This is a genomic window from Amycolatopsis sp. cmx-8-4, from assembly GCF_046548675.1.
Taxonomy (GTDB): Bacteria; Actinomycetota; Actinomycetes; order Mycobacteriales; family Pseudonocardiaceae; genus Amycolatopsis.
Genome location: NZ_JAEBDZ010000013.1, coordinates 152699 through 172490, shown reverse-complemented (window position 1 = coordinate 172490; position 19792 = coordinate 152699). Strand labels below are relative to the sequence as shown.

14 protein-coding genes are annotated in these 19792 nt (G+C 72.3%); 8 read left to right on the top strand and 6 right to left on the bottom strand.

The genetic code is table 11. The features are described from left to right. The first annotated feature begins 71 nt into the window (after positions 1-71). The 3 genes from ACLJQZ_RS27255 (at position 72) to ACLJQZ_RS27245 (ending at position 3169) form a co-directional block, all read left to right on the top strand. On the top strand, positions 72-950 hold the full coding sequence (locus ACLJQZ_RS27255) for an SDR family oxidoreductase (RefSeq protein WP_410622710.1): 879 nt from the start codon (positions 72-74) through the stop codon (positions 948-950). 81 nt (positions 951-1031) lie between these two features. Next, entirely contained in the window at positions 1032-1946 is a 915-nt protein-coding gene (locus tag ACLJQZ_RS27250) for a helix-turn-helix transcriptional regulator (protein ID WP_410622709.1), read from the top strand. A 185-nt stretch (positions 1947-2131) separates the two neighbouring features. Then, positions 2132-3169, top strand: a complete 1038-nt coding sequence (locus ACLJQZ_RS27245; protein ID WP_410622708.1) for a class I SAM-dependent methyltransferase — start codon at positions 2132-2134, stop codon at positions 3167-3169. A gap of 1 nt (position 3170) precedes the next feature. Here ACLJQZ_RS27245 and ACLJQZ_RS27240 read toward each other — a convergent pair whose 3' ends face one another. From ACLJQZ_RS27240 to ACLJQZ_RS27230, 3 genes are all read right to left on the bottom strand, one after another. Next, the gene (locus tag ACLJQZ_RS27240) at positions 3171-4490 is read right to left on the bottom strand and encodes a M14 family zinc carboxypeptidase (RefSeq protein WP_410622707.1); all 1320 of its coding nucleotides are present in this window, start codon (positions 4488-4490) and stop codon (positions 3171-3173) included. A 180-nt stretch (positions 4491-4670) separates the two neighbouring features. Continuing rightward, positions 4671-10154, bottom strand: a complete 5484-nt coding sequence (locus tag ACLJQZ_RS27235) for a biotin carboxylase N-terminal domain-containing protein (protein WP_410622706.1) — start codon at positions 10152-10154, stop codon at positions 4671-4673. A gap of 266 nt (positions 10155-10420) precedes the next feature. Beyond that, the gene (locus tag ACLJQZ_RS27230; protein ID WP_410622705.1) at positions 10421-10660 is read right to left on the bottom strand and encodes a hypothetical protein; all 240 of its coding nucleotides are present in this window, start codon (positions 10658-10660) and stop codon (positions 10421-10423) included. A 187-nt stretch (positions 10661-10847) separates the two neighbouring features. Here ACLJQZ_RS27230 and ACLJQZ_RS27225 point away from each other — a divergent pair, with 187 nt between their 5' ends. The 3 genes from ACLJQZ_RS27225 (at position 10848) to ACLJQZ_RS27215 (ending at position 13645) form a co-directional block, all read left to right on the top strand. Then, the gene (locus tag ACLJQZ_RS27225; protein ID WP_410622704.1) at positions 10848-11174 is read left to right on the top strand and encodes a hypothetical protein; all 327 of its coding nucleotides are present in this window, start codon (positions 10848-10850) and stop codon (positions 11172-11174) included. 75 nt (positions 11175-11249) lie between these two features. After that, positions 11250-12749 (top strand): CehA/McbA family metallohydrolase, encoded by a 1500-nt coding sequence (locus tag ACLJQZ_RS27220; protein WP_410622703.1) that lies wholly within the window; start codon positions 11250-11252, stop codon positions 12747-12749. 107 nt (positions 12750-12856) lie between these two features. Continuing rightward, on the top strand, positions 12857-13645 hold the full coding sequence (locus ACLJQZ_RS27215) for a hypothetical protein (RefSeq protein WP_410622771.1): 789 nt from the start codon (positions 12857-12859) through the stop codon (positions 13643-13645). Between the two features lie 111 nt (positions 13646-13756). On the opposite strand, the gene ACLJQZ_RS27210 is transcribed toward ACLJQZ_RS27215, so the two are convergent. Next, entirely contained in the window at positions 13757-14428 is a 672-nt protein-coding gene (locus ACLJQZ_RS27210) for an iron-sulfur cluster assembly protein (protein WP_410622702.1), read from the bottom strand. A gap of 1 nt (position 14429) precedes the next feature. After that, positions 14430-15443 carry an amidohydrolase family protein gene (locus ACLJQZ_RS27205; RefSeq protein ID WP_410622701.1) on the bottom strand — a complete coding sequence of 338 codons (1014 nt, stop codon included), beginning with the start codon at positions 15441-15443 and terminating at the stop codon, positions 14430-14432. A 154-nt stretch (positions 15444-15597) separates the two neighbouring features. Here ACLJQZ_RS27205 and ACLJQZ_RS27200 point away from each other — a divergent pair, with 154 nt between their 5' ends. After that, positions 15598-17070, top strand: a complete 1473-nt coding sequence (locus ACLJQZ_RS27200) for a helix-turn-helix domain-containing protein (RefSeq protein ID WP_410622700.1) — start codon at positions 15598-15600, stop codon at positions 17068-17070. Here ACLJQZ_RS27200 and ACLJQZ_RS27195 read toward each other — a convergent pair. Next, entirely contained in the window at positions 17045-18283 is a 1239-nt protein-coding gene (locus ACLJQZ_RS27195) for an MFS transporter (RefSeq protein ID WP_410622699.1), read from the bottom strand. The genes ACLJQZ_RS27200 and ACLJQZ_RS27195 overlap by 26 nt on opposite strands. Before the next feature lie 81 nt (positions 18284-18364). Between ACLJQZ_RS27195 and ACLJQZ_RS27190 the strand changes: the two genes are divergently transcribed. Continuing rightward, entirely contained in the window at positions 18365-19774 is a 1410-nt protein-coding gene (locus ACLJQZ_RS27190; protein ID WP_410622698.1) for a PLP-dependent aminotransferase family protein, read from the top strand. Positions 19775-19792: the final 18 nt, after the last annotated feature.

Below are 19792 nucleotides of genomic sequence, written 5' to 3'. Positions count from 1 at the left end.
CAGGCGTTGGACGTTCCCGCTCGCCCGGCCGAACCATGGAAGCACAGTCGGTCCAGCACGAGGAGCTTGAAATGCGTGTGTTCGTCACCGGTGCGACGGGGTTCGTCGGGAGCGCGGTCGTCCGCGACCTGCTCGACGCGGGGCACGAGGTCGTGGGTCTCGCCCGCTCGACGGAGAAGGCCGCGGCCCTCGCGGCCGCCGGTGCTTCGGTTCGCCACGGCGTCCTGGAGGACCTCGACGGTCTCCGCGAGGCGGCCGCCGCGTCGGACGCCGTCATCCACACCGCCTACGTCCACGACAACTTCGCCGACCTCACAGCCGCCGCCGCGACGGACGCGGCCGCCATCGCCGCCCTCGGCGCGGCCCTCGAAGGGTCCGGGAAGCCGCTGGTCGTCACCGCGGCGACCGGCCCGGTGGCACCCGGCCGGCTCGCCACGGAGGACGACGTCGCCGACCCGGCGTTCCCGCGTGCCGGGTCCGAGGCCGCGACGCTCGGGTTCGCCACGCGCGGGGTGCGCGCGTCGGTGCTGCGGCTGCCCCAGTCGGTGCACGCCGAAGGGGACCGCCACGGGTTCGTGCCGGCGCTGATCCGGCTGGCGCGGGAGAAGGGCGTCTCGGCGTACCCGGGCGACGGTTCCGGGAGGTGGGCCGCGGTGCACCGGCTCGACGCGGCGCGGGCGTACCGGCTGGCCGTCGAGACGGCGCTGTCGGGCGTCCGGCTGCACGCCGTCGGCGACGAGGGGGTGCCGCTGCGAGTCGTCGCCGAGCGCATCGGGCGCGGGCTGGACCTGCCGGTGGCGTCGGCGGCCGCGTCGCACTTCGGCTGGCTCGCGAAGTTCGCCGGGGAGGACTCGCCGGCGTCGAGCGTGCTGACGCGGAAGCGGCTCGGCTGGGTTCCGGAGCACCAGGGCCTGGTCGCGGACCTGGAAGCCGGGCACTACTTCGAGTGAGCTGACCTCGTGGGTTGCCGCCGATCCAACGGCGATATATCGTGTGAATGTCGGCGATACGGTGAGCTTGAGGAGGCAACCATGGTGATGAACGCGGGAGCGGGACGGATGTTCGGCGGCTTCGGAGGTGACCCCTTCGGCGGTCACGGACCGGCCGGGCACTGCGGCCACCCGGACCACGGCCACGGGATGCCGGGGCACGGGCACCCGGGGCACCCCGGCCTACCGGGGCTGCCGGACCACGGTCGCGGGGTGCCGGGGCACCCGGATCACGAGGAGTGGGACGGCCACGGCGTGCCGGGGCACGAGGAGTGGGACGGCGGCCCCGACCTGGCGCGCGGCGGGCCGCCGGGAGGTTTTCCGCCGCACCCACCCCACCCGCCGCAGCCGCCGGGAGTGCCCGGTGGTCCCGGCGGCTTCCCCGGATTTCCGGGGTTCCCGGGCGGCCCGGGGTCGTTCGGCGGTCCGGGGGGCTGGGGTGGTGGCGCCTTCCAGCGGGTGCGGGACTTCCGCGGCGGTGGGCGGCCGGCGGCCCGGCCGGTGCGTCCGGCCGTGCTCGCGCTGCTGGCCGAGGAGCCGAGGCACGGCTACCAGCTGATGCAGGAGATCCGCCGCCGCACGCACGACCGGTGGCGGCCCAGCCCCGGCTCGGTGTACCCGATCCTGCAGCAGCTGGAGGACGAGGGCCTGGTCCGCACGTCCGACTCGGGCGGCCGTCGCGTCGCCGAGCTGACCGACGCGGGCCGGGAGCACGTCGCCGGTCGTGAGGAGGAGTTCGCCGAGCTGTGGGCCGACGGCGCCCCGGAGGACGAGCCGGGCGCCGACCGCTTCGCCGCCCTGTGGAACGCGCTGGGAGAGCTCTCCGGCGCGGCCGCCCAGGTCGGTTACAGCGGTAACGAAGCCCAGGTGGCAGAGGTGAAGAAGATCCTCGCCGACGCACGCCGCCGGGTCTACGCGGTGCTCGCCGACGCGGGCCTGGAGGACGAGGAAGACTGAGCGGTCGCGTCCGAAAGCCGTGAGGGGCACCTTCAGGGACATACGAGCCCTGAAGGTGCCCCTCACGGCAGCCGGGGCCCTCGAATGTCCTGAAGGGCACCCTCATGGCTCTGGGGTCCCTGAGGGTGCCCCTCACGGCGACCGTCCACACCGGACAATGTGCCGGGCGGGTAAGGTCGGACCGTATGGAGGAACAGGACTTCGCTGCGCACCTGACCGCGACCATGACCGGCGGCGCGCTCACCATGATCATCGGGCTCGGGCACCGGACCGGGCTGTTCGAAGCCGCCGCTCGCGGGCCCGCGACCAGCGCCGGGCTCGCCGAACGGGCCGGGGTGCAGGAGCGGTACGTCCGCGAGTGGCTGGGTGCGATGGTCACCGGCAGGATCTTCACCTTCGACGCGGGCGAGTACGCCTTCCCGCCCGAGCACGCGAAGTTCCTGCTCGGCGACACGGCGTCGAACCTCATGCCGTCGCTGCTGACGCTCACCGCGTTCACCGGCATCCTGCCCGACCTCGAGCGCAGCTTCGCCGAGGGCGGGGGCGTGCCGCGCTCGGCGTACGGGCCTTACCTCGAGACGCTCGGTGCGAAGACCGGCGACAGCTGGAAGCACATCTACCGCGAGCACCTGGTCGACGGCTTCTTCGGCGCGGTCCCGGGGCTGACGGACAAGCTGCGCGACGGCGCACGGGTGCTCGACCTGGGTTGTGGCACCGGGAACGCGATCGCCGTCGCCGCCCGGGCGTTCCCCGCGTCGCGGTTCACCGGCCTCGACATCAACCCCGGCGTCGTCGCGCAGGCGAACGAGACCAACGCCGGCCTGCCCAACGCCGAGTTCGCTGTGGGGGACGCGGCCGAGCTGACGGCCGATCCGCCGTACGACGTGATCACCGCCTTCGACGCGATCCACGACCAGGACCGGCCGGACGTCGTGCTGCGGCGGATCCGGGGCGCGCTCGCGCCGGACGGGCTGTTCTTCATGGTGGACACGTTCTTCTCCAGCGATGTGGCGAAGAACGTCGGCAACCCGCTCGCCGCGCTCTGCTACTCGATCAGCCTGATGTACTGCACCACGACGTCGCTCGCGGAGGGCGGGGCCGCGCTGGGTGCCATGTGGGGCACCGAAACGGCCCGGGACATGCTCGCGGACGCGGGGTTCCGGCACGTCGACGTGCTCGGGTCCCCGCGTCCGCAGAACTGCATCTACGTCTGCCGCGCGTGACTCACTGCTGGTACGGCGCCGCCGCGGCCTTCGCGGCGGTGATCAGCGCGCCCTTGTTCTTCGGCCAGAACGTGCTGTCGACGCAGGTGTAGCGCGGCAGGAACCCGCCGCAGGTGCCGCTGGAGCCGCCGACCTCGAACGTCACGCTGGCGACGCCGAGCTCGCCGTAGGTGAAGTCGTCGGTGGTGCCGCTGGTGTCGTAGCCGACGGTTTCCTCGTTGGTGCCGACGAGGTAGCCGTTCGACGCGGCGTACTTCGCGCCCAGCTTGCGGTACTGCGCGTCGTTCGGCGAGGTGGCCTGCGTGAAGCCCCACGGGATGATGATGTCGTTGCCGTAGCTGTGCAACGTGATCATCGTGCCCTTGGCCGACGTCGGCGCCGGGTCGTTGTTGCCGGTGCCGCGCTGGTCCGGGAAGATCGAGCGGGCCAGGGTTTCCAGGGCCTTCACCTCGGGCTCGGAGCCGGCGCTCGCGCCCTGGTAGGTCTCGGCGCACGGGGAGTTGGAGTCACCGCCCCACTTGAACGTCGAGTTGCGGTTGAGGTCGATGCCGATGTTCGTGCCGGAGCAGCCGCCGCGGGTGTTGTTCGCGTTCTTGCGCTGCAGCTTCGGCGAGTTGCCGCCGGAGGCGACGATGTCGACGCCGTCCGGGTTCGAGATCGGCACCACCCAGACCTCGGTGGTGTCCAAAATGGACTTCGCGGTGGCGTCGGTGGCGTAGCTGTCGGCGAGGTAGTCGATCCAGCGCCAGGCCAGCTCGCCGGTCGACAGCTCGCGCGCGTGGATCTGGGCCATCAGGAAGAACTTCGGCTTCTTCGACGTCGTCGACAGCGTGCAGTCGCCGGTCTGCTTCTTGGTCAGGCAGATCGCCTGGATGTCGTGCCCGCCCTGGCCCTGCTGCTTCTTCCACGACTGGCCGATAGTGTACTTCGTGGCCAGGTCGGGGTGCGCGGCCGCGACGCTCGTGAGGTGGGCCTCGTGCGCGGTGACCGTGCGGTATCCGCCGTAGAAGGTGTCCGCGGCCAGGGAATTCGCCTGCGCGGGCAGTTCCTTGTAGACGGTGTCGTAGAAGCTCGGCCGGTACCCGAGCCCCTGCAGCTGCGCGGCGACGGCCTTGCCGCCGACGACGTACACCGAACCGGCGTCACCCTCTTCGACGTCGAATCCGGCGTTCGTCAGAGCGGCGGCCTGCGCGGCTGTCGCCGGGACGCGCCAGAAGACGGGCGTGTCGGCGGGCTGCGCGGTGGCGCTGCTCCCGAGCAGGGAAGCGAGCAGCGTGCCGGCCGCCACCAGGGCGAGCCGGGACAGGGACCTTGACGCCATCGGGGGATCTCCTCACGGCCGCACGGATGGGCGCCGGGCTCGGCAGCCCACGGTCACCGAACCGGCACGCACAGTGTGTCGGTGCGGGACAAACCCGCCATACCCCCGAAAGTCGCGAAACCGGCCAACGGCGAAGGGCGGCACTTTCGCGTGAAAGTGCCGCCCTTCGCCGAGCCGTCGCTACTTCTTCAGGCCGTGCTCGATCGACTCGATGATGCGCGGCCGCAGTTCCGCCGCGCTGATGATCGCGTCCACCGAGCCGACCTCGACCGCTCGCTGGATGTTGTGCACGCGGTCGAACTCCGCGGCCACCTCGCCGACCTTCTCCGCGCGGACCGAGGACTGGACCTCGGCCAGCTGGGCGTTCAACGCCGCGCGCTCGGCGCCGCTCGTCTCCGAGACGCGGGCCTGCAGCTCGGTCACCCGCGGGTCGGTCGCCGTGCGGTTGTTGACCTCGCCGGAGAACACCACCGCCGCCGCCGGGGCGCCGCCCAGCACCGAGGCGAACGAGCCCTCCAGCGCGAGCACCGTCATGTTCGGGTTGAGCGCCTTGGAGAACACCACGAACGCGCCGCCGTGGTAGCGGGAGATCACGCAGAACACGATCGGGCCGGCGAAGTTGACGATCGCCCGGCCGATCTCCGCGCCGTACTCCAGCTGCAGCTTGCGCAGCGACTCCGGCGAGCCGTCGAACCCGGAGAGGTTGGCCAGCACGACCAGCGGCCGGTTGCCCGACGCCGCGTTGATCGCCCGCGCGGTCTTCTTCGACGACCGCGGGAACAGCGTGCCCGCGGTGTAGGCGTCCGGGCCGTCGGTGGGCGGGAAGCCGCGGCGGGGCACCGAACGCGACTCGATGCCGACCAGGCAGACCGGCCAGCCGCCGATGTGCACGTCCTGCACCGCCGAGGTGTCCGCGTCGGCCATGCCCGCCCAGCGTTCCAGCACCGGGTGGTCCTGGTCCGACAGCGCGCGCATCACCGTGCGGATGTCGAACGCCTTCTTGCGGTCCGGGTTGTGCTGGGCCGAGAAGATCTCGCCGACGGTCGTGAAGTCGCTGCCCACGATCGCGTGCGGGAACGGCGAGACGTCGCGGGTGACCGGGTCGTTCGTGCTCGCCCGCCGCGGCCCGGTTTCGCCCGGCACGACGTAGGTGTGGTCGTAGTGCGACATCAGCACGTCGCGGGCGGCCGGCAGGTTCGGCGCCCAGTACTGCGCCTGGCCGTTCGGGCCCATCACGCGGTCGTAGCCGCCGATGCCGAAGTTGTCTTCGGCAGACACGCCACCGGAGAAGTCCAGCGCCTGCTTGCCGGTCAGCACCATCGCCGAGTCCGGCGTCATGATGAGGACGCCCTTGGTGTGCATGAGCATCGTCGCTTCGGCGTTCCAGTACGGCTGCGCGCCGACGTTGATGCCGACGACCACGACGTTGATCTCGCCGCCGTCCTGGGTGAACGTCACGATCCGCTTGAGCGCCGCGGCGACCCAGTCCATGTTCTCGGTGCCCGAGGTCATCGAGATCCGGGCGCCCGCGGACACCGCGAACCACTCCAGCGGCACCTGCATCCGCTCGGCCAGGTCCAGCGCCGCGATGACGCGCGAGCACTCCGGCTCCGACAGCGCGCCGAGCGCCTTCGTCGGGTCGCCGAGCAGCACGACGCGGGTGACGCCTTCGGGGTGGCGCTGGGTCGGCGTCGTGACGACGCCCGCGATGATCGCCGCGGAGTTCTTGCCCTTCGGGCGATCGACCGGAACCAGGGCGCCGGAGCCGTCGAAGTCATGCTCGACGAAGGTGCCGTCCGGGCCGGCGAGCAGGCCGGTCAGCTCGTACGGGTAGACGTTGCCGCGCCGCGCCGCGCGCAGCACCTTCTGGCGGTAGTCGTCGAGCGGCTGCACCGGCTCGTCGGTCGGCGCGCCGACGTGCAGGCGCGCGCCGTTGCCCGGGTCGAGGGTGATCCGGACGGCGATCTCGGTCAGCTCACCCGCGTCGTTGCGCTGGCGGGCCAGGAACTGGACCTCCTCCAGCCCGGCGCCCGCCGTGGTCGGCAGGATGCGCTGGACCAGCGTGTTCAGCTCTTCGGCGGTGATCTCGGTCGACGGCCAGACGTACATCATGATCCGGTTGGTGTCGAACCGCTTGTTCTGCGGCCGCTGCACCTGGATGTTGCGGATCGCGTCGAGGCACGCGGTGATTGCGTCCTCCACCGCGGGCAGCGACACCAGCCGGCCGTCGGCTTCGCGCAGCGGCGTCAGGTCGCGGACCTGGCCCATCGCGATGAGCCGCTCGTCGGCCGGGTTGCTCTGGGCGACGGCCTTGAAGAGGTAGATCTCCTCGTCCGACGACGGCAGCCGGGTGAGGTCGAACTCGCGCAGCCGCTGCAGCTGCAGGCGCTGCGCGATCATCGGGTGCAGGCCGCGGATCAGCCGGTCCTCGGCGAAACCCGCGCCGTCGGGGCGGAACGTGAAGTGGTGGTGCATCACCGCGCCGCTGGTGCCGGCCACCGTGGTGGTGATCCGGCGGACGCCGGCGGGCAGCGACAGCCCGGCGAGCACCTCACCGAGCCGCACGGCCATCGCGTCGGCGTCGGGCTGGTCCTCCCACGTCACGTAGAGGTCGGCGACCAGGCCGTGGTCCGGGACGTCGACGGCGAAGGTGCCGATCGCGCCGATCGCGTCGGGCAGGGCGGCGATGTCGACGGCGGTGGTGACCACGCGCGTGACGCCGTTGCGCCCGGTGTGCTCGGCCGTGACGAACCGGCAGCCCGCGACGTCGTGCGCGGTGACGTCCGACAGGCCGCGGTTGCCGTAGTAGCGGCGGGTCAGGACCTCCAGCAGCGGCGCGTGGTCGCGGCCGGGGCGGCCGATCCGCTGGCCGATGAGCCGGACGAGGGGTTCGGCGCAGGCCACCATCGTCTGGATCCGCTCGGCGCGGTCCGGGGCGTCCGGGTGGTGGTCGAGGTGACGCAGCTGGTCGCGCACCGAGGCGTAGGTGCGGGCGCGGCCGCGGCGCAGCAGCGGCTGGGCGAACCAGCGGAACACCACGCCACGGGCCAGGTCGGACACCACGGGGAAGCGCACCTGCGTCGCCTCGATGAGGTGCTCCAGGGTGAGCCCGGCGCGCTCGCTGTCGGCTTCCAGCGGCGGTGCGCCGGCCAGCCACTGCCGCAGCAGCTCGGCGACGACTCCTGAGTCGCCCGGCATCCGTTGCTGCGCCAGGAAGATCCGGAAGACCGCGCCTTCCAGCTCCGGCGTGCGGTCGAGGTCGGTGACGCCGTAGTGGCCGAGCACCTTCGTCAGCTTGGCCTGGAAGCCGGGCGACACGGCCGCCCGCTCGATGTCGAGGCTCTGCAGGTAGCTGTGGAAGAACTCGCGCGGGCTGTGCACCGGGCTGTCCGGCTCGGTGTCCAGCTCGCCGCCCGGCTTGTTGCGGCTCAGCTCGGACAGGTCGGCGAACACGGTCAGCAGTTCCAGCTCGCCCTCGACCGGGCGGCCGCTCAGCTCGGCGCGGGCGGCCAGGTACCCCGCGAGGACGCGCTTGCGCTCGGCCGGGTCGACGTCGAAGCCCAGCAGCAGGCTGCGCAGGTCCTGCAGGCCCCGCTCGACGCGGGCCTCGGCGGAGACCCCCGACGGCTCGGCGGGCAGCTCGATCTCGACCGTCTCGGCCTCGGTGGTGTCCTCTTCCTCGGCGCCTTCGGCCAGCGGCTCCAGCCGCATCAGGGGCGCGCCGGTCTCGACCTGGCTGCCCACCGACACCGGGCACTCGCGGACGCGGGCGCGGAACGGCGCGCGCAGCACCGTCTCCATCTTCATGCTCTCCAGCACCAGGATCGGCGCGTTCGCCTCGACCTCGTCGCCGACCGACAGCGGCGTCGCGACGACCAGCGCGGGCGCGGGGGAGCGGACGACACCGCCCTCGTCGCGGCTGATCCGGTGGGTGACGCCGTCGACCTCGACGAGGTGGGTCGGGCCGTGCGTGGCGGCGGTGATCCGGAAGCGCTGCCCGTTGACGACGATCTGGCCGCTGTGCGCGTCGAACCGCTTGACCTCGACGTCGGCGTGGTGGACGTCCGAGCCGCCGGCCGAGATCCCGACGCGGAAGCGCTGCTGCCCGATACGGGCGACGCCGACGCGGTAGCCGACGCCGCGCAGCTTGAGGTCCAGCGGGCGGCCGGACTCGTGCTGCACCTGCGGGCGGCCGCCGTGTGCGGTGTTCAGCAGCTGCTGGACGGTGAGCTCTTCCTCGTCCTGGTAGGCCTCGATGGCGGCCGTGGCCAGTGCGATCGCGGAGTGCCGGTGGGTGACCAGGCGGCCTTCGGCGCGGACGCGGTCGATCCAGCCGGTGTCGGCGCTGGCGTCGATCACCTCGGGCTGGTCGAGCAGGTCGAGCACGAAGCTCTTGTTGGTCGCGCCGCCCTCGATGATCACAGTGGTCTCGGCCATCGCGCGGCGCAGTCGCCCGAGGGCTTCGTCGCGGTTGCGGCCGTAGGCGATGATCTTGGCGATCATCGAGTCGAAGTCCGCCGGGATGGTGTCGCCTTCGCTGACGCCGGTGTCGACGCGGATGCCGGGGCCGGCGGGCAGCGCCAGCCGGGCGATGCGGCCGGGGGAGGGGGCGAAGTCGCGGTCGGGGTCTTCGGCGTTGAGCCGCGCCTCGACGGCGTGGCCGCTCTCGGCCGGCTGGTCGCCTTCGAGCTTGCCGCCGTCGGCGACGTGCAGCTGCAGCTTGACCAGGTCGGTGCCGGTGGTGATCTCGGTGATCGGGTGCTCGACCTGCAGCCGGGTGTTGACCTCGAGGAAGGCGAACAGCCGGTCGCCCGGGTGGTAGAGGAACTCGACGGTGCAGGCGCCGCGGTAGCCGACGGCGACGGCGAGCCGCTCGGCCGAGGCCTTCAGCTCGGCGGTCTGCTCGGGGCCCAGCACGGGGGAGGCGGACTCTTCGATGATCTTCTGGTTGCGGCGCTGCACCGAGCAGTCGCGCACGCCGAGCGCCCACGCCGTCCCGCCGTCGGAGATCACCTGGACCTCGACGTGGCGGGCGCCGGTGACCAGGCGCTCCAGGAACACGACGCCGGAGCCGAACGCGCGCAGCGCTTCCTGGCTGGTGCGCTCGTAGGCGTCGGCGAGGTCCTCGCCGGAGGCCACCATGCGGATGCCGCGCCCGCCGCCGCCCGCGGTGGCCTTGAGCATCAGCGGGTAGCCGATCTCGTCGCCGGCGCGCAGGGCGTCTTCGAGGGTGGCGACCGCGCCGCGGCTCCACGGCGCGACCGGGACACCGACCTCTTCGGCGATCAGCTTCGCGCCGATCTTGTCCCCGAGCTTGCGCATCGCGTCCGCGCTCGGGCCGACGAACGTGACGCCGACCTTCTCGCACAGCTCCGCGAACGCGGGGTCTTCAGCGACGAAGCCCCAGCCGACCCACGCGGCGTCGGCCTTCGTGTCGACGAGCGCCTTCTCCAGCACCCCGAGGTCGAGGTAGGGCCGGGCCGAAGCCGGGCCGAGGTTGTAGGCAATGTCGGCTTCGCGGACGAAGGTCGCGGTGCGGTCCGCGTCGGTGTAGAGGGCGACCGTCTCGATCCGCTCCCCGGTTTCCGCGGAGAGATCCCGGACGGCGTGGATCAGCCGCATCGCGGCCTCTCCGCGGTTGACGATGGCGACACGACTGAACACCGGCTGAGCCTCCCAAGTACCCACGCACAGAAGGCGACGTCCGGGTCCCGGAGCGTCGCCTGCACTTGCTTACACCCTGGTCGATCACCGACGGGTGGGCCAATGTCCGGCATGGCGCATGCCGGAGGCGATGCTTTGTGGGAACCCTACAAAAGGCGACCCGCGCCACACTGCGCGGTACCGGATTCTCGCGAGGTCTGCCACAAAGCACACGGGAACCCTACGCCGGGGGAGACTAGGAAAACATCTTGTTGCGACCCCTATGTTCAGGAGGCCAGCAGCACGTCCGACTCCAGTACCTGCCCCAGTTCCCGCCGTTCGGCCGCCGACAACGGCACGGCGGCCACGCTGCACCGCCCGTCCGGCCCGGGCGCGGTGGTGATCGCGAGAACGGGCTTCCCGTCGATCTCCCGCAGGGTGACGCGGCCTCCGCACGACAGGTCCACGGTGACCCCGGGCCGGTCGTGCTGCCGGCCCAGCCAGCGGCTGACGAAGTCGAAGGTCATCGCGTCCTCCCTCGGTGCGGGCGTTCTCTCCGAGCACAGGTGTCGGGGTTTAATGCCCCGGATACACCCGGTTCACACCCCGGACGGCCGGAATTCCTCGCGCGCGGGCGGGCGCACCGCCGGCCGGACGCCGGATTCCGCCGCGTATGAGACGCGGCGACCCTGCTACCGCGGTCAGGCTGTCCGGATGGAGTTCGCACAGCTGGCCTCGGTGGCGCGGGACCTCTTCTCCGCGAAGCTGGTCTACGGCGAACCGGTCGAACGGGACGGCGTCGTCTTGATCACCGCGACCACGGTGTTCGGGGGCGGGGGCGGGGGTGACGGCGCCGCGGAGACGCTGCCCCTGCGCGAAGGCGCCGGGTTCGGGGTGCTCGCGCGGCCCGCCGGGGCGTTCGTCCTGCGGGACGGCTCCGCGAAGTGGGTGCCGGCCGTCGACGTGACGCGGCTCGGCCTCGTCGCGGCCGTCGCCGTCGTCGCAGTGGCGAAAGTCTTCGCCAATCGCGCGAGCAGGTGAAGAGTTCACCGCCGGTTCTTGTCCGCGTTCGCGTTGGCGGCCTAGCGTCGGGCCGTCACCGATGCGGAGGTCGGCATGGATTTCAGCAGGCGTACGCTCCTGCGCGCGAGCGGACTGGCCGCGGCCGCGGGGCTGCTCCCCGGCGTCGCGTTCGCGGAGCAGCCGGGCGGCACCGGCACCCAGACCCGGACCGTCACCGGCACCTTCACGCCCGACATCCCGGACTGGTACTACCTGCCCGTCGACGTCCCGCGCGGCGTCAAGCAGATCGACGTCGTGTACTCCTACGACAAGCCCCAGGTGCCCGCCGGTACCCGCGGGAACGCCTGTGACATCGGCATGTTCGGCCCCGAGGGCCACGAACTGGGCAACGCCCGCGGCTTCCGCGGCTGGTCCGGCGGCTTCCGCGACCGGTTCTCGATCAGCGCGTCCGAGGCGACACCCGGCTACCTCGCCCGGCCGGTCAAGCCCGGCCGGTGGCACGTCATCCTCGGCCCGTACACCGTCGCGCCGCAGGGCCTGAACTATCGCGTGGACATCACGCTCACCTTCGGGCCGGACGGCGCGCCGTTCAAGCCGAACCCGGCGCCCGAGACCGCGCCCGCCCGTGAGAGGGGCCGCGCCTGGTACCGCGGTGACGGCCACCTCCACACCGTCCACTCCGACGGCCGCCGCACGCCCGAGCAGCTGGTCGCCGACGCGCGCGCCGCCGGGCTCGACTTCATCGTCTCCACCGACCACAACACGTCCAGCGCGCAGCTGCAGTGGGGCGAGCACGCCGTCGACGACCTGCTGATCCTCAACGGCGAGGAGGTGACGACGCGGTCCGGGCACTGGCCGGCGATCGGCCTGCCCGCCGGCACCTGGATCGACTGGCGCTACCGCGCGGCCGATCCGCAGGACTTCCGCCGGTTCACCGACCAGGTGCACCGCGCGGGCGGCCTGGTCACCGCCGCGCACCCGTTCGCCAACTGCTTCGGCTGCACGTACGAGTTCGCCTACGAGATCGCCGACCTGGTCGAGGTGTGGAACGGCCCGTGGACCCAGGACGACGAGGCGAGCGTCATCCACTGGGACGGCCTGCTGCGCGGCGGCCGGTTCATCCCGGCGATCGGCGACTCGGACGCGCACAACCCGGACAACACGGTCGCGCTGCCACACACCGTCGTGCTCGCCGATCGCCTGCGCCGCAGGGAACTCCTGGCCGGGCTGAAGGCCGGCCGGTCGTGGCTGGCCGAGTCGTCGGCGGTCCAGCTGGACTTCACGGTCGCCGGCGGCGGTCAGGCGGCGGGTATCGGCGAGCGGCTCCCGGCCGGGATCGGCACGCCGGTGACCGTGCGCGCGGCCGTCGGCGGTGTGCCGGGCACCACGGTGACGTTCCTCGACCAGCTGGGCCCGGAGCACGTCGAGACCGTCGGCGACGCCGGGGTGGCGACCGTCACCTGGACCACCTACCCCCGCTACAGCCGCTGGGTGCGCGTCGAAGTGCGGCGCCCGTCGGGTGGGCCGAAGACGACGTCACCCAACGCCATGGTCGCGATGTCGAACCCGATCTTCCTCGGCGGCGAACACTGAAATCCGCCCACTGAACCCCGGCCCGCGCCCCGCGTCCTCCGAGAGGGCAGACTGGTGCGAACGGGTGATGGGGAGGCAGTGTGCGTGGATGTGGCCTGAAGGTGGCCATCTTCCTGGGGGCGGTCGTCGTGCTGACGGCGGGGATCGTCGTGGTGGCGGTGCTCGTGCGCAGCCCGGTCCGGTCGCCCGGGTGCACGGTGACGCCACCGGGGGACGGCGGCGGGGCTTTCACGTTCACCCCGGAGCAGATGAACAGCGCCGCGACGATCTCGGCCGTCGGCACGAAGCTGGGCCTGCCCGCCCACGCGGCGACGGTCGCGCTGGCCACGGCGTTGCAGGAGTCGAAGCTGCAGAACCTCGAGGGTGGTGACCGCGACTCGGTCGGGCTGTTCCAGCAGCGGCCCAGCCAGGGCTGGGGCACGGTCGCGCAGCTGCGCGACCCGGTCTACGCGTCGACGGCGTTCTACGAGAAGCTCGAGAAGCTGCCGGGCTGGGAGACGATGCCGATCACCGAGGCGGCCCAGGCCATCCAGCGTTCCGGCGCCCCGGACGCGTACGCGCAGTGGGAGACGCAGGCGCGAGGCATGGCGGCGGCGTTCAACGGCCAGTGGCCGGCCGCCCTGACCTGCCGCAACCTGACCCTGGCGCCGCCCGCGGACGTGGCGGCTCCGGCGACGGCGGAGCTGGGCACCGCGAAGCTGAGCGGAGCGCACCCGGCGGCCCAGGGCTGGACGTACGCGACCTGGCTGGTCGGCCGCGCCGAGGCGCTGGGCGTCGACAAGGTGAGCTTCGCCGGCCAGACGTGGACGGCGGAGTCCGGAGCCTGGGCCCAGGACACCGCCGCAGGTCCGGATCTCGCACTGCACCAGGCCCCGGCGGCGCCGCCGAGCCAGTGAGGCCCCCAGCGCCCCAATGTGGCGTTGGGTGCGTTGGATGCACCGAACGCCACATTGGGTGCGTTGGACGCACCCAACGCCACATTGGGGCGTCAGGGGGCCGGACCGCTCTCAGGAAGCCTCCACAGTGGACTCCGGGTACCGGGTGCGGAGCAAGCCGCGGCAGAAGTGGGCGTTGCCCTCGATGGAGATCCGGACCGACCGCGCGAACCGCAGCCGCAGCGGGATCTCCGCACGGGGGAACGGCGTCCCGTGCTCGTCGACCAGCACCGGTGCCGACGGCTCGAGTGACAGCCCGAGGGCCTCGCGACGCCGCAGCAGGGCGTGGGAAGCGGGCACCGCCGGCAGGTCCGCCAGCGTCACCGCGTGCAGGTCGACGTCGTCATCGGCACGCAGCAACACCGTCAAAGCGCGTTCCATCGCGGATTGGTGGGCTTTGCGCCGGAACGTCTGCCGCAGCTCTTCGAGATCCTCCTCGGCCTCGTGGCCGAACGTGCCGCGGTAGCCCGCGTCGGCGGCGAGGCCGCGGTTGATCAGGTCCGAGTCGTGGTGGTCGTCGAGCATGACCACGACTTCGGTCGTCCACGGCAGCGCGGTAAGCACGTCCTTCGCGTCCGACGCCATGAGGTAGGCGAAGTTCGGCGCGCAGAACGACGTCGGGAGTCGCAAGTGGACGGTCACCCGGCCGCCGTCGACGTCGACCGAGTGCACGAAGCCGAGGTCGGTGATGGGCTCGTCGAGCTCCGGGTCGAGAACCGCGTCCAGCGCGGTGTAGGCGTCCACGTCAGGCCACCGACACGGCCTGCGGCTCGACGGGCGCGAGCCGCAGCTCCGACGGCACCGGGATGTCGTACATCTTCGCCGCGTTGAGCCCGAGGATCTTCTTCTTCTGGTCGACGGTCAGCGGCGCGTACTCGGCCAGGTCCTCCGGAATCTGGAAGTCGACGAACCGCTCGATCAACCAGCGAGGCGTCCAGATCGCGTAGTCGCTGGAGAACTGGATGCGGTCCTCGTCCAGCCAGTACAGCAGTTCGCCGATGATCTGCGCGAAGTACTTGGGCCGGGTGTGGATGAACGGCATCGCGACGGCGAGGCCCGCGTGCACGTTCGGCTCCTGCGTGGCGATCCAGCAGAAGTCCTCCAGCCGCGGCAGCCCGCAGTGCTCCACGACGAAGTTCAGGTCGGTGAAGTCGGTGGCCGCGTGGTCGACGTCGGCGACGTCGAAGGCGTCACGATCCAGCGGCCGGATCGTCGGTCCTTTGTGGACGTGGATGTTCTTGACGCCCAGTTCCTGGCAAGCTTCCAGGTACTTGTACGTCCACGGGTCGTTCAGCTTGTAACCGCGCGAGTCACCCTGCCACTCGGCGGTGTAGAGCTTGACGCCCTTGAGGCCGAAGCGCTCGGCGTCACGCCGGAACTGGTCCAGGCCGGCTTGTTCGAGCCGCGGGTCGAAGTTGTGGTTGTAGGTCAGCTTGCCCGGGTGCTTCCGCGTCAGCGCGAACGCTTCCTCGGTCTGGCCGAAACCGTTGTGGTAGAACGCGCCCAGGTGGGCCGGCTGGAAGATCGCGTGGTCGACGTAGCCGTCTTCGAACAGGTCCTTCACCAGCCGGTCGCCGCCCTGGTAGAGGTAGTCCTCGTACGGCCACACCTCGGACTCCGGGCTGAGGTTGCGGTGGTAGTCGTAGAAGCAGTCGATGAACTGCTTGCCGTGGATGGTGCGCTGGTTCTCCGGGCGCGCGTCCCAGAGCGCCACGTGGGCGTCCACGATGAAGTAGTTTTCGCCGTCCTTGCTGTACATGTGCGTCCTCCGCGTTCGTGACCGCCGTTGGCCCGTGCCGGCGACGGTAGGCACGTCGACCCTGGTCAGGGACCCGCCCGGTGTCTCGATATGAGACAGGCGGGCGCGACCGGCGGCCCTAGCCTGGGGGGAGTCCGACGCAGCGGAGGTCGAGGTGGAGAACCCGCAGGGGCACGTCACGCGGTCGTCCGACGTGCGCGGGGCCGCCGCCATCGCGCCCCGGCTGCGGGCGTCCTGGCAGCGCAGCGTGCGCTACGGCGTGCCCGAGGACGAGGTCCTGCCGGTGTTCTCGGGAGCGGTCGACACCGGTTCGCTGCTCTACGAATGCGGCACCGAGGTGCTGCGCGGCCTGCAGGCGACCCTGGCCAACGAGCCGATCAGCCTGATGGTCACCGACAGCGAAGGCCTGGTGCTGAGCCGGCTGTGCACGGACGTCTCGATCAGCCGCTCGCTCGACAAGGTGCATCTGGCGCCCGGTTTCTCCTACGCCGAGCGCAACGCGGGCACCAACGGGCTCGGCCTGGCGCTCGCCGACCGCGCACCGTCGCTGGTGCGCGCGGGCGAGCACTACTGCACCGACCTGCGCGGCTACACCTGCGCGGCGGTCCCGGTGCTGGACCCGATCACCGGCACGCTCGCCGGCAGCGTCAACCTGACGACGTGGTCGGAGCAGTCGTCCGAGCTGCTGCTGGCGCTGGCCCAGGCCGCGGCCGGGAACACCGCGGCGCTGATGCTGGCCCGCGCGTCCGGCCGGATCGCCCGCCCGACGCCGCGCGGCGAAGTGTTCCGCGTGTACGCCGACCGCGTCGACCCCGGCGACCTGCCGCGGCTCTCACCCGCCTGGACCACCGCGGTCGCCGAGACGCGGGCGGCGCTGGCCGGCGGCCGGGTCGTCGCCGTCGTCGGCGAGCCGGGCGCGGGCAAGACGGCGCTGGCGTCGCTCGCGCACCGGGAGGTGCGGCCCCGCGACCGCGTGCTCAACGCGCGCCCGCCCGCACCCGACGACGTCGACACGTGGCTCACGCTCTGGACGCCCGAACTGACGAAGGACGACACGTGCGTCATCGTGTCGGGCGTGGACGCGCTGCCCGCGTGGGCGGCGGGGGAGCTGGCACGGCTGTTCACCGAGGCGCGGCACGCGGGCGGCCCGGTCCCGTTCGTGCTGACCGCGGAGGACGCCGACGCGCTGCCCGCGGCGCTGAGCCCGCTGGTCGACCGGGTCGTCGAGGTGCCGGCGCTGCGGTTCCGGCCCGACGACGTCCTCCCGCTGGCGCACCACTTCGCCCGGCGCGACCGCGGCCGCGACGTCACCTTCACGTCGGCGGCGTCGCGCGCGCTGATGGCCTGCGACTGGCCGGAGAACGCGAAGCAGCTTCGGCGTGTGATGCGCGAAGCCGCCGCGCGCTCGGACGTCGTCGATACCCCGCACCTGCCTGCGGAGGTCTTCACCGGGAGGGGGCACCGGCTGAGCCGGTTGCAGGCCCTGGAACGCGACGAGATCGTGCGGTGCCTGTCGGAGCCGGGGGCGACGGTGGTGCACGCGGCCGCGAAGCTCGGCATGGGCCGCGCGACGGTCTACCGCAAGATGGCGCAGTACGGGCTCAACGCGCGGCAGCTGAAGTCGTAGCGTTTTCGTGGGCCCACCGCACCGCCGGGCCCATCGCGAAGCCCGCGGCCAGGAAGATCGCGCCCATCAGCAGCCAGCCGGGCAGGCCCCAGCCGATGACGACCGTGCTCAGCAGCACCGGCCCGATCGCGCGCGCCACCGACACCCCGGTGCCGAAGAACCCCTGGTACTGGCCCTGCTTGTCAGCCGGCGCGAGCGCGAAGCCGATCTCCCAGGAGCCCGCCGACTGCAGCATCTCGCCGAGCACCTGCACCAGCGCGCCGACGACCAGCACCGCGAACGCGACCCACGGCGAGGTGCCCAGCGCCGAGAACGCGAAGGCGACGCAGGAGGCGAACAGCAGCACCCCGGACCGGCGGACCATCCGCGCCGCCGAGCCGATGCTCGCCAGCCGGCCGGCCACGCGGACCTGCAGCACCACCACGACGACCGTGTTGAGCACGAACAGCGCGGACACCGTCCAGCCCGGCGCGGTGGTGCGTTCCACGATCCACAGCGGGATCGCGACGCTCAGCAACGGCATGCGCAGCAACAGGATCGCGTTCAGCAGCGTCACCACGGCGTAGGGCCGGTCGCGCAGCACGGCCAGTTTCGGCTCCCCGGCCCGGGCGGCAAGCGTCTTCGGGATCGCCGGGAGTGACCACAGCAGCGCCGCGGTGACCACGAAACTCACGGCGTCGAGCGCGAAGACCGTCAGATACGCCGGCGCCGTGTCGGCCGACAGCGCGAGCCCGCCCAGCCCGGCGCCGACGGCGAGACCGGCGTTGCCCGCGGACTGCAGGTGCGCGCGGACGCGCGTGCGGTGCTCCGGATCGGCGAGCGCGGCCAGCAGCGCCTGGCGGGCGGCGGCGAGGCCGGTCTGGCAGCTGCCGTAGAGGCAGGCGGCCAGGACGAACAGCAGCGGCGAGCGGACGACCATGAAGGCGAGGATCGACACGCTCGTCGCCAGGGCCAGCAGCACCGCGGAGCCGCGGGCGCCGTGGCGGTCGGCGAGGTGGCCGAGCGGGACGCCCGCGACCGAGCCGACGGCCCAGCCGAGCGTGAGGCCGAGCCCGACCTGGGCCGGGGACAGGCCGACGATCCGCGTGAAGAACAGGACCGAGCAGGTCAGGAACGCGCCGTCGCCGAGCGAGCCGGCCAGCTGGGCGGCCGCGAGCAGCCGTCCGGGCGCCGTCTTCGGGGCCTTCGCGGGGCGTTCCAGAGTCACCGTCATGAGAGCTACGTTAGGGCCCGGGTTGGCCCGATCCCAGATCCAATTATGGCCCAGTGGACTGGGCCAATGTAGGGTCGCCGGATGGACTTCCACGTCAGCCTGGCCGGGCGTGGCGACCTCAGCGTCCGGATCTACCGGCAGCTGCGCGACGCCATCCTCGACGGCCGGCTGCGCGAGGGCGAGCGGCTGCCGCCGACGCGCGAGCTGGCGCGGCGGCTGGCCGTCTCGCGCAACACCGTCGCGGTGGCCTACGACCGGCTGACCGCCGACGGGTTCCTCGCCGGGCGCGTCGGCGCCGGCACCTACGTCTGTGCGGAACTTCCCACGCGGACCAAGTCACGCAAGGCGCCTTCGGGGGCCGGGCCGCAGCCCAAGGCGGTGTGGCGGTCGCTGCCGCCGCCGGTCGCCCCGGTGGCGCGGGCGCCGGAGTACGACTTCCGCGTCGGCATCCCCGACGCCGCGTTGTTCCCGCTCGAGACGTGGCGGCGGCTGCTCGCGAGCGAGCTGCGGGACGCCGTCGGCTTCGCGCACTACGTCGAGCCCGGCGGCTACGAGGGCCTGCGCGCGGCGATCGCCCGGCACGCCGGCGTCGCGCGTTCGGTGCGGGCCGACGCGGACGACGTCCTCGTCACCCAGGGCGCCCAGCAGGCGCTCGACCTGCTGTGCCGGGTGCTGCTCGAGCCGGGGGACCGGGTCGCGATCGAGGAACCCGGCTACCGGCTGGCGAAGCACCTCTTCGCGTCCCACGGCGCCGAAGTCGTCGGAGTGCCGGTGGACGGCGAAGGTCTCGACGTCGCCGCGCTGCCCCCGCGGACGCGGCTCGTGTACGTCACGCCGTCGCACCAGTTCCCGCTCGGCACGCCGATGTCGCTGTCGCGGCGGACGGCGCTGCTCGCGTGGGCCGAGCGCGCGGACGCGGTGATCGTCGAGGACGACTACGACAGCGAGTTCCGGTTCTCCGACCGGCCCCTGGAACCGTTGCAGAGCCTCGATCGCGACGGCCGGGTCGCTTACGTCGGGTCGTTCTCGAAGACGCTGCTTCCCATGCTGCGCCTGGGTTTCCTGGTCGCACCCGCGTCACTGCGGGACGCGCTGCGCCACGCGCGTCAGCTGTCGGACTGGCACGGCGACCTGCCCGCGCAGGCCGCGCTCGCCCGGTTCATCGACGAGGGCCTGTTCGCCCGGCACATCCGCCGCGCGACGAAGGTGTACGCCGAGCGGCACGAGCGGATCACGTCGACGCTGGAAAGGGTGTTCGCGGGCCGCCTGCGGCTGATCCCGTCGGCGGCGGGCCTGCACCTGTGCGCCCTGTCCGACGACGACCTCGAGCCGGTCGCGGCCCGCGCTTCCCTTGCCGGGGCGGAAGTCCAGACCCTGTCCGACCTGTGCGGCGGCTATCCCGGCCAGGGCCTGGTGCTGGGCTACGGCGCGATCCCCGTGGAGCGGATCGACGACGGGCTCGCGGCGTTGGATCGTGCCTGGGTCTCGTGAGTGTTTAGGGCGGTTCTA

Excerpts from the sequence above, each read along its gene's own strand:
- ACLJQZ_RS27255 (WP_410622710.1), top strand. The coding sequence starts at position 72 with ATGCGTGTGTTCGTCACCGGTGCGACGGGGTTCGTCGGGAGCGCGGTC.
- ACLJQZ_RS27250 (WP_410622709.1), top strand. The coding sequence starts at position 1,032 with ATGGTGATGAACGCGGGAGCGGGACGGATGTTCGGCGGCTTCGGAGGT.
- ACLJQZ_RS27245 (WP_410622708.1), top strand. The coding sequence starts at position 2,132 with ATGGAGGAACAGGACTTCGCTGCGCACCTGACCGCGACCATGACCGGC.
- ACLJQZ_RS27240 (WP_410622707.1), bottom strand. The coding sequence starts at position 4,490 with ATGGCGTCAAGGTCCCTGTCCCGGCTCGCCCTGGTGGCGGCCGGCACG.
- ACLJQZ_RS27230 (WP_410622705.1), bottom strand. The coding sequence starts at position 10,660 with ATGACCTTCGACTTCGTCAGCCGCTGGCTGGGCCGGCAGCACGACCGG.
- ACLJQZ_RS27225 (WP_410622704.1), top strand. The coding sequence starts at position 10,848 with ATGGAGTTCGCACAGCTGGCCTCGGTGGCGCGGGACCTCTTCTCCGCG.
- ACLJQZ_RS27220 (WP_410622703.1), top strand. The coding sequence starts at position 11,250 with ATGGATTTCAGCAGGCGTACGCTCCTGCGCGCGAGCGGACTGGCCGCG.
- ACLJQZ_RS27205 (WP_410622701.1), bottom strand. The coding sequence starts at position 15,443 with ATGTACAGCAAGGACGGCGAAAACTACTTCATCGTGGACGCCCACGTG.
- ACLJQZ_RS27195 (WP_410622699.1), bottom strand. The coding sequence starts at position 18,283 with ATGACGGTGACTCTGGAACGCCCCGCGAAGGCCCCGAAGACGGCGCCC.
- ACLJQZ_RS27190 (WP_410622698.1), top strand. The coding sequence starts at position 18,365 with ATGGACTTCCACGTCAGCCTGGCCGGGCGTGGCGACCTCAGCGTCCGG.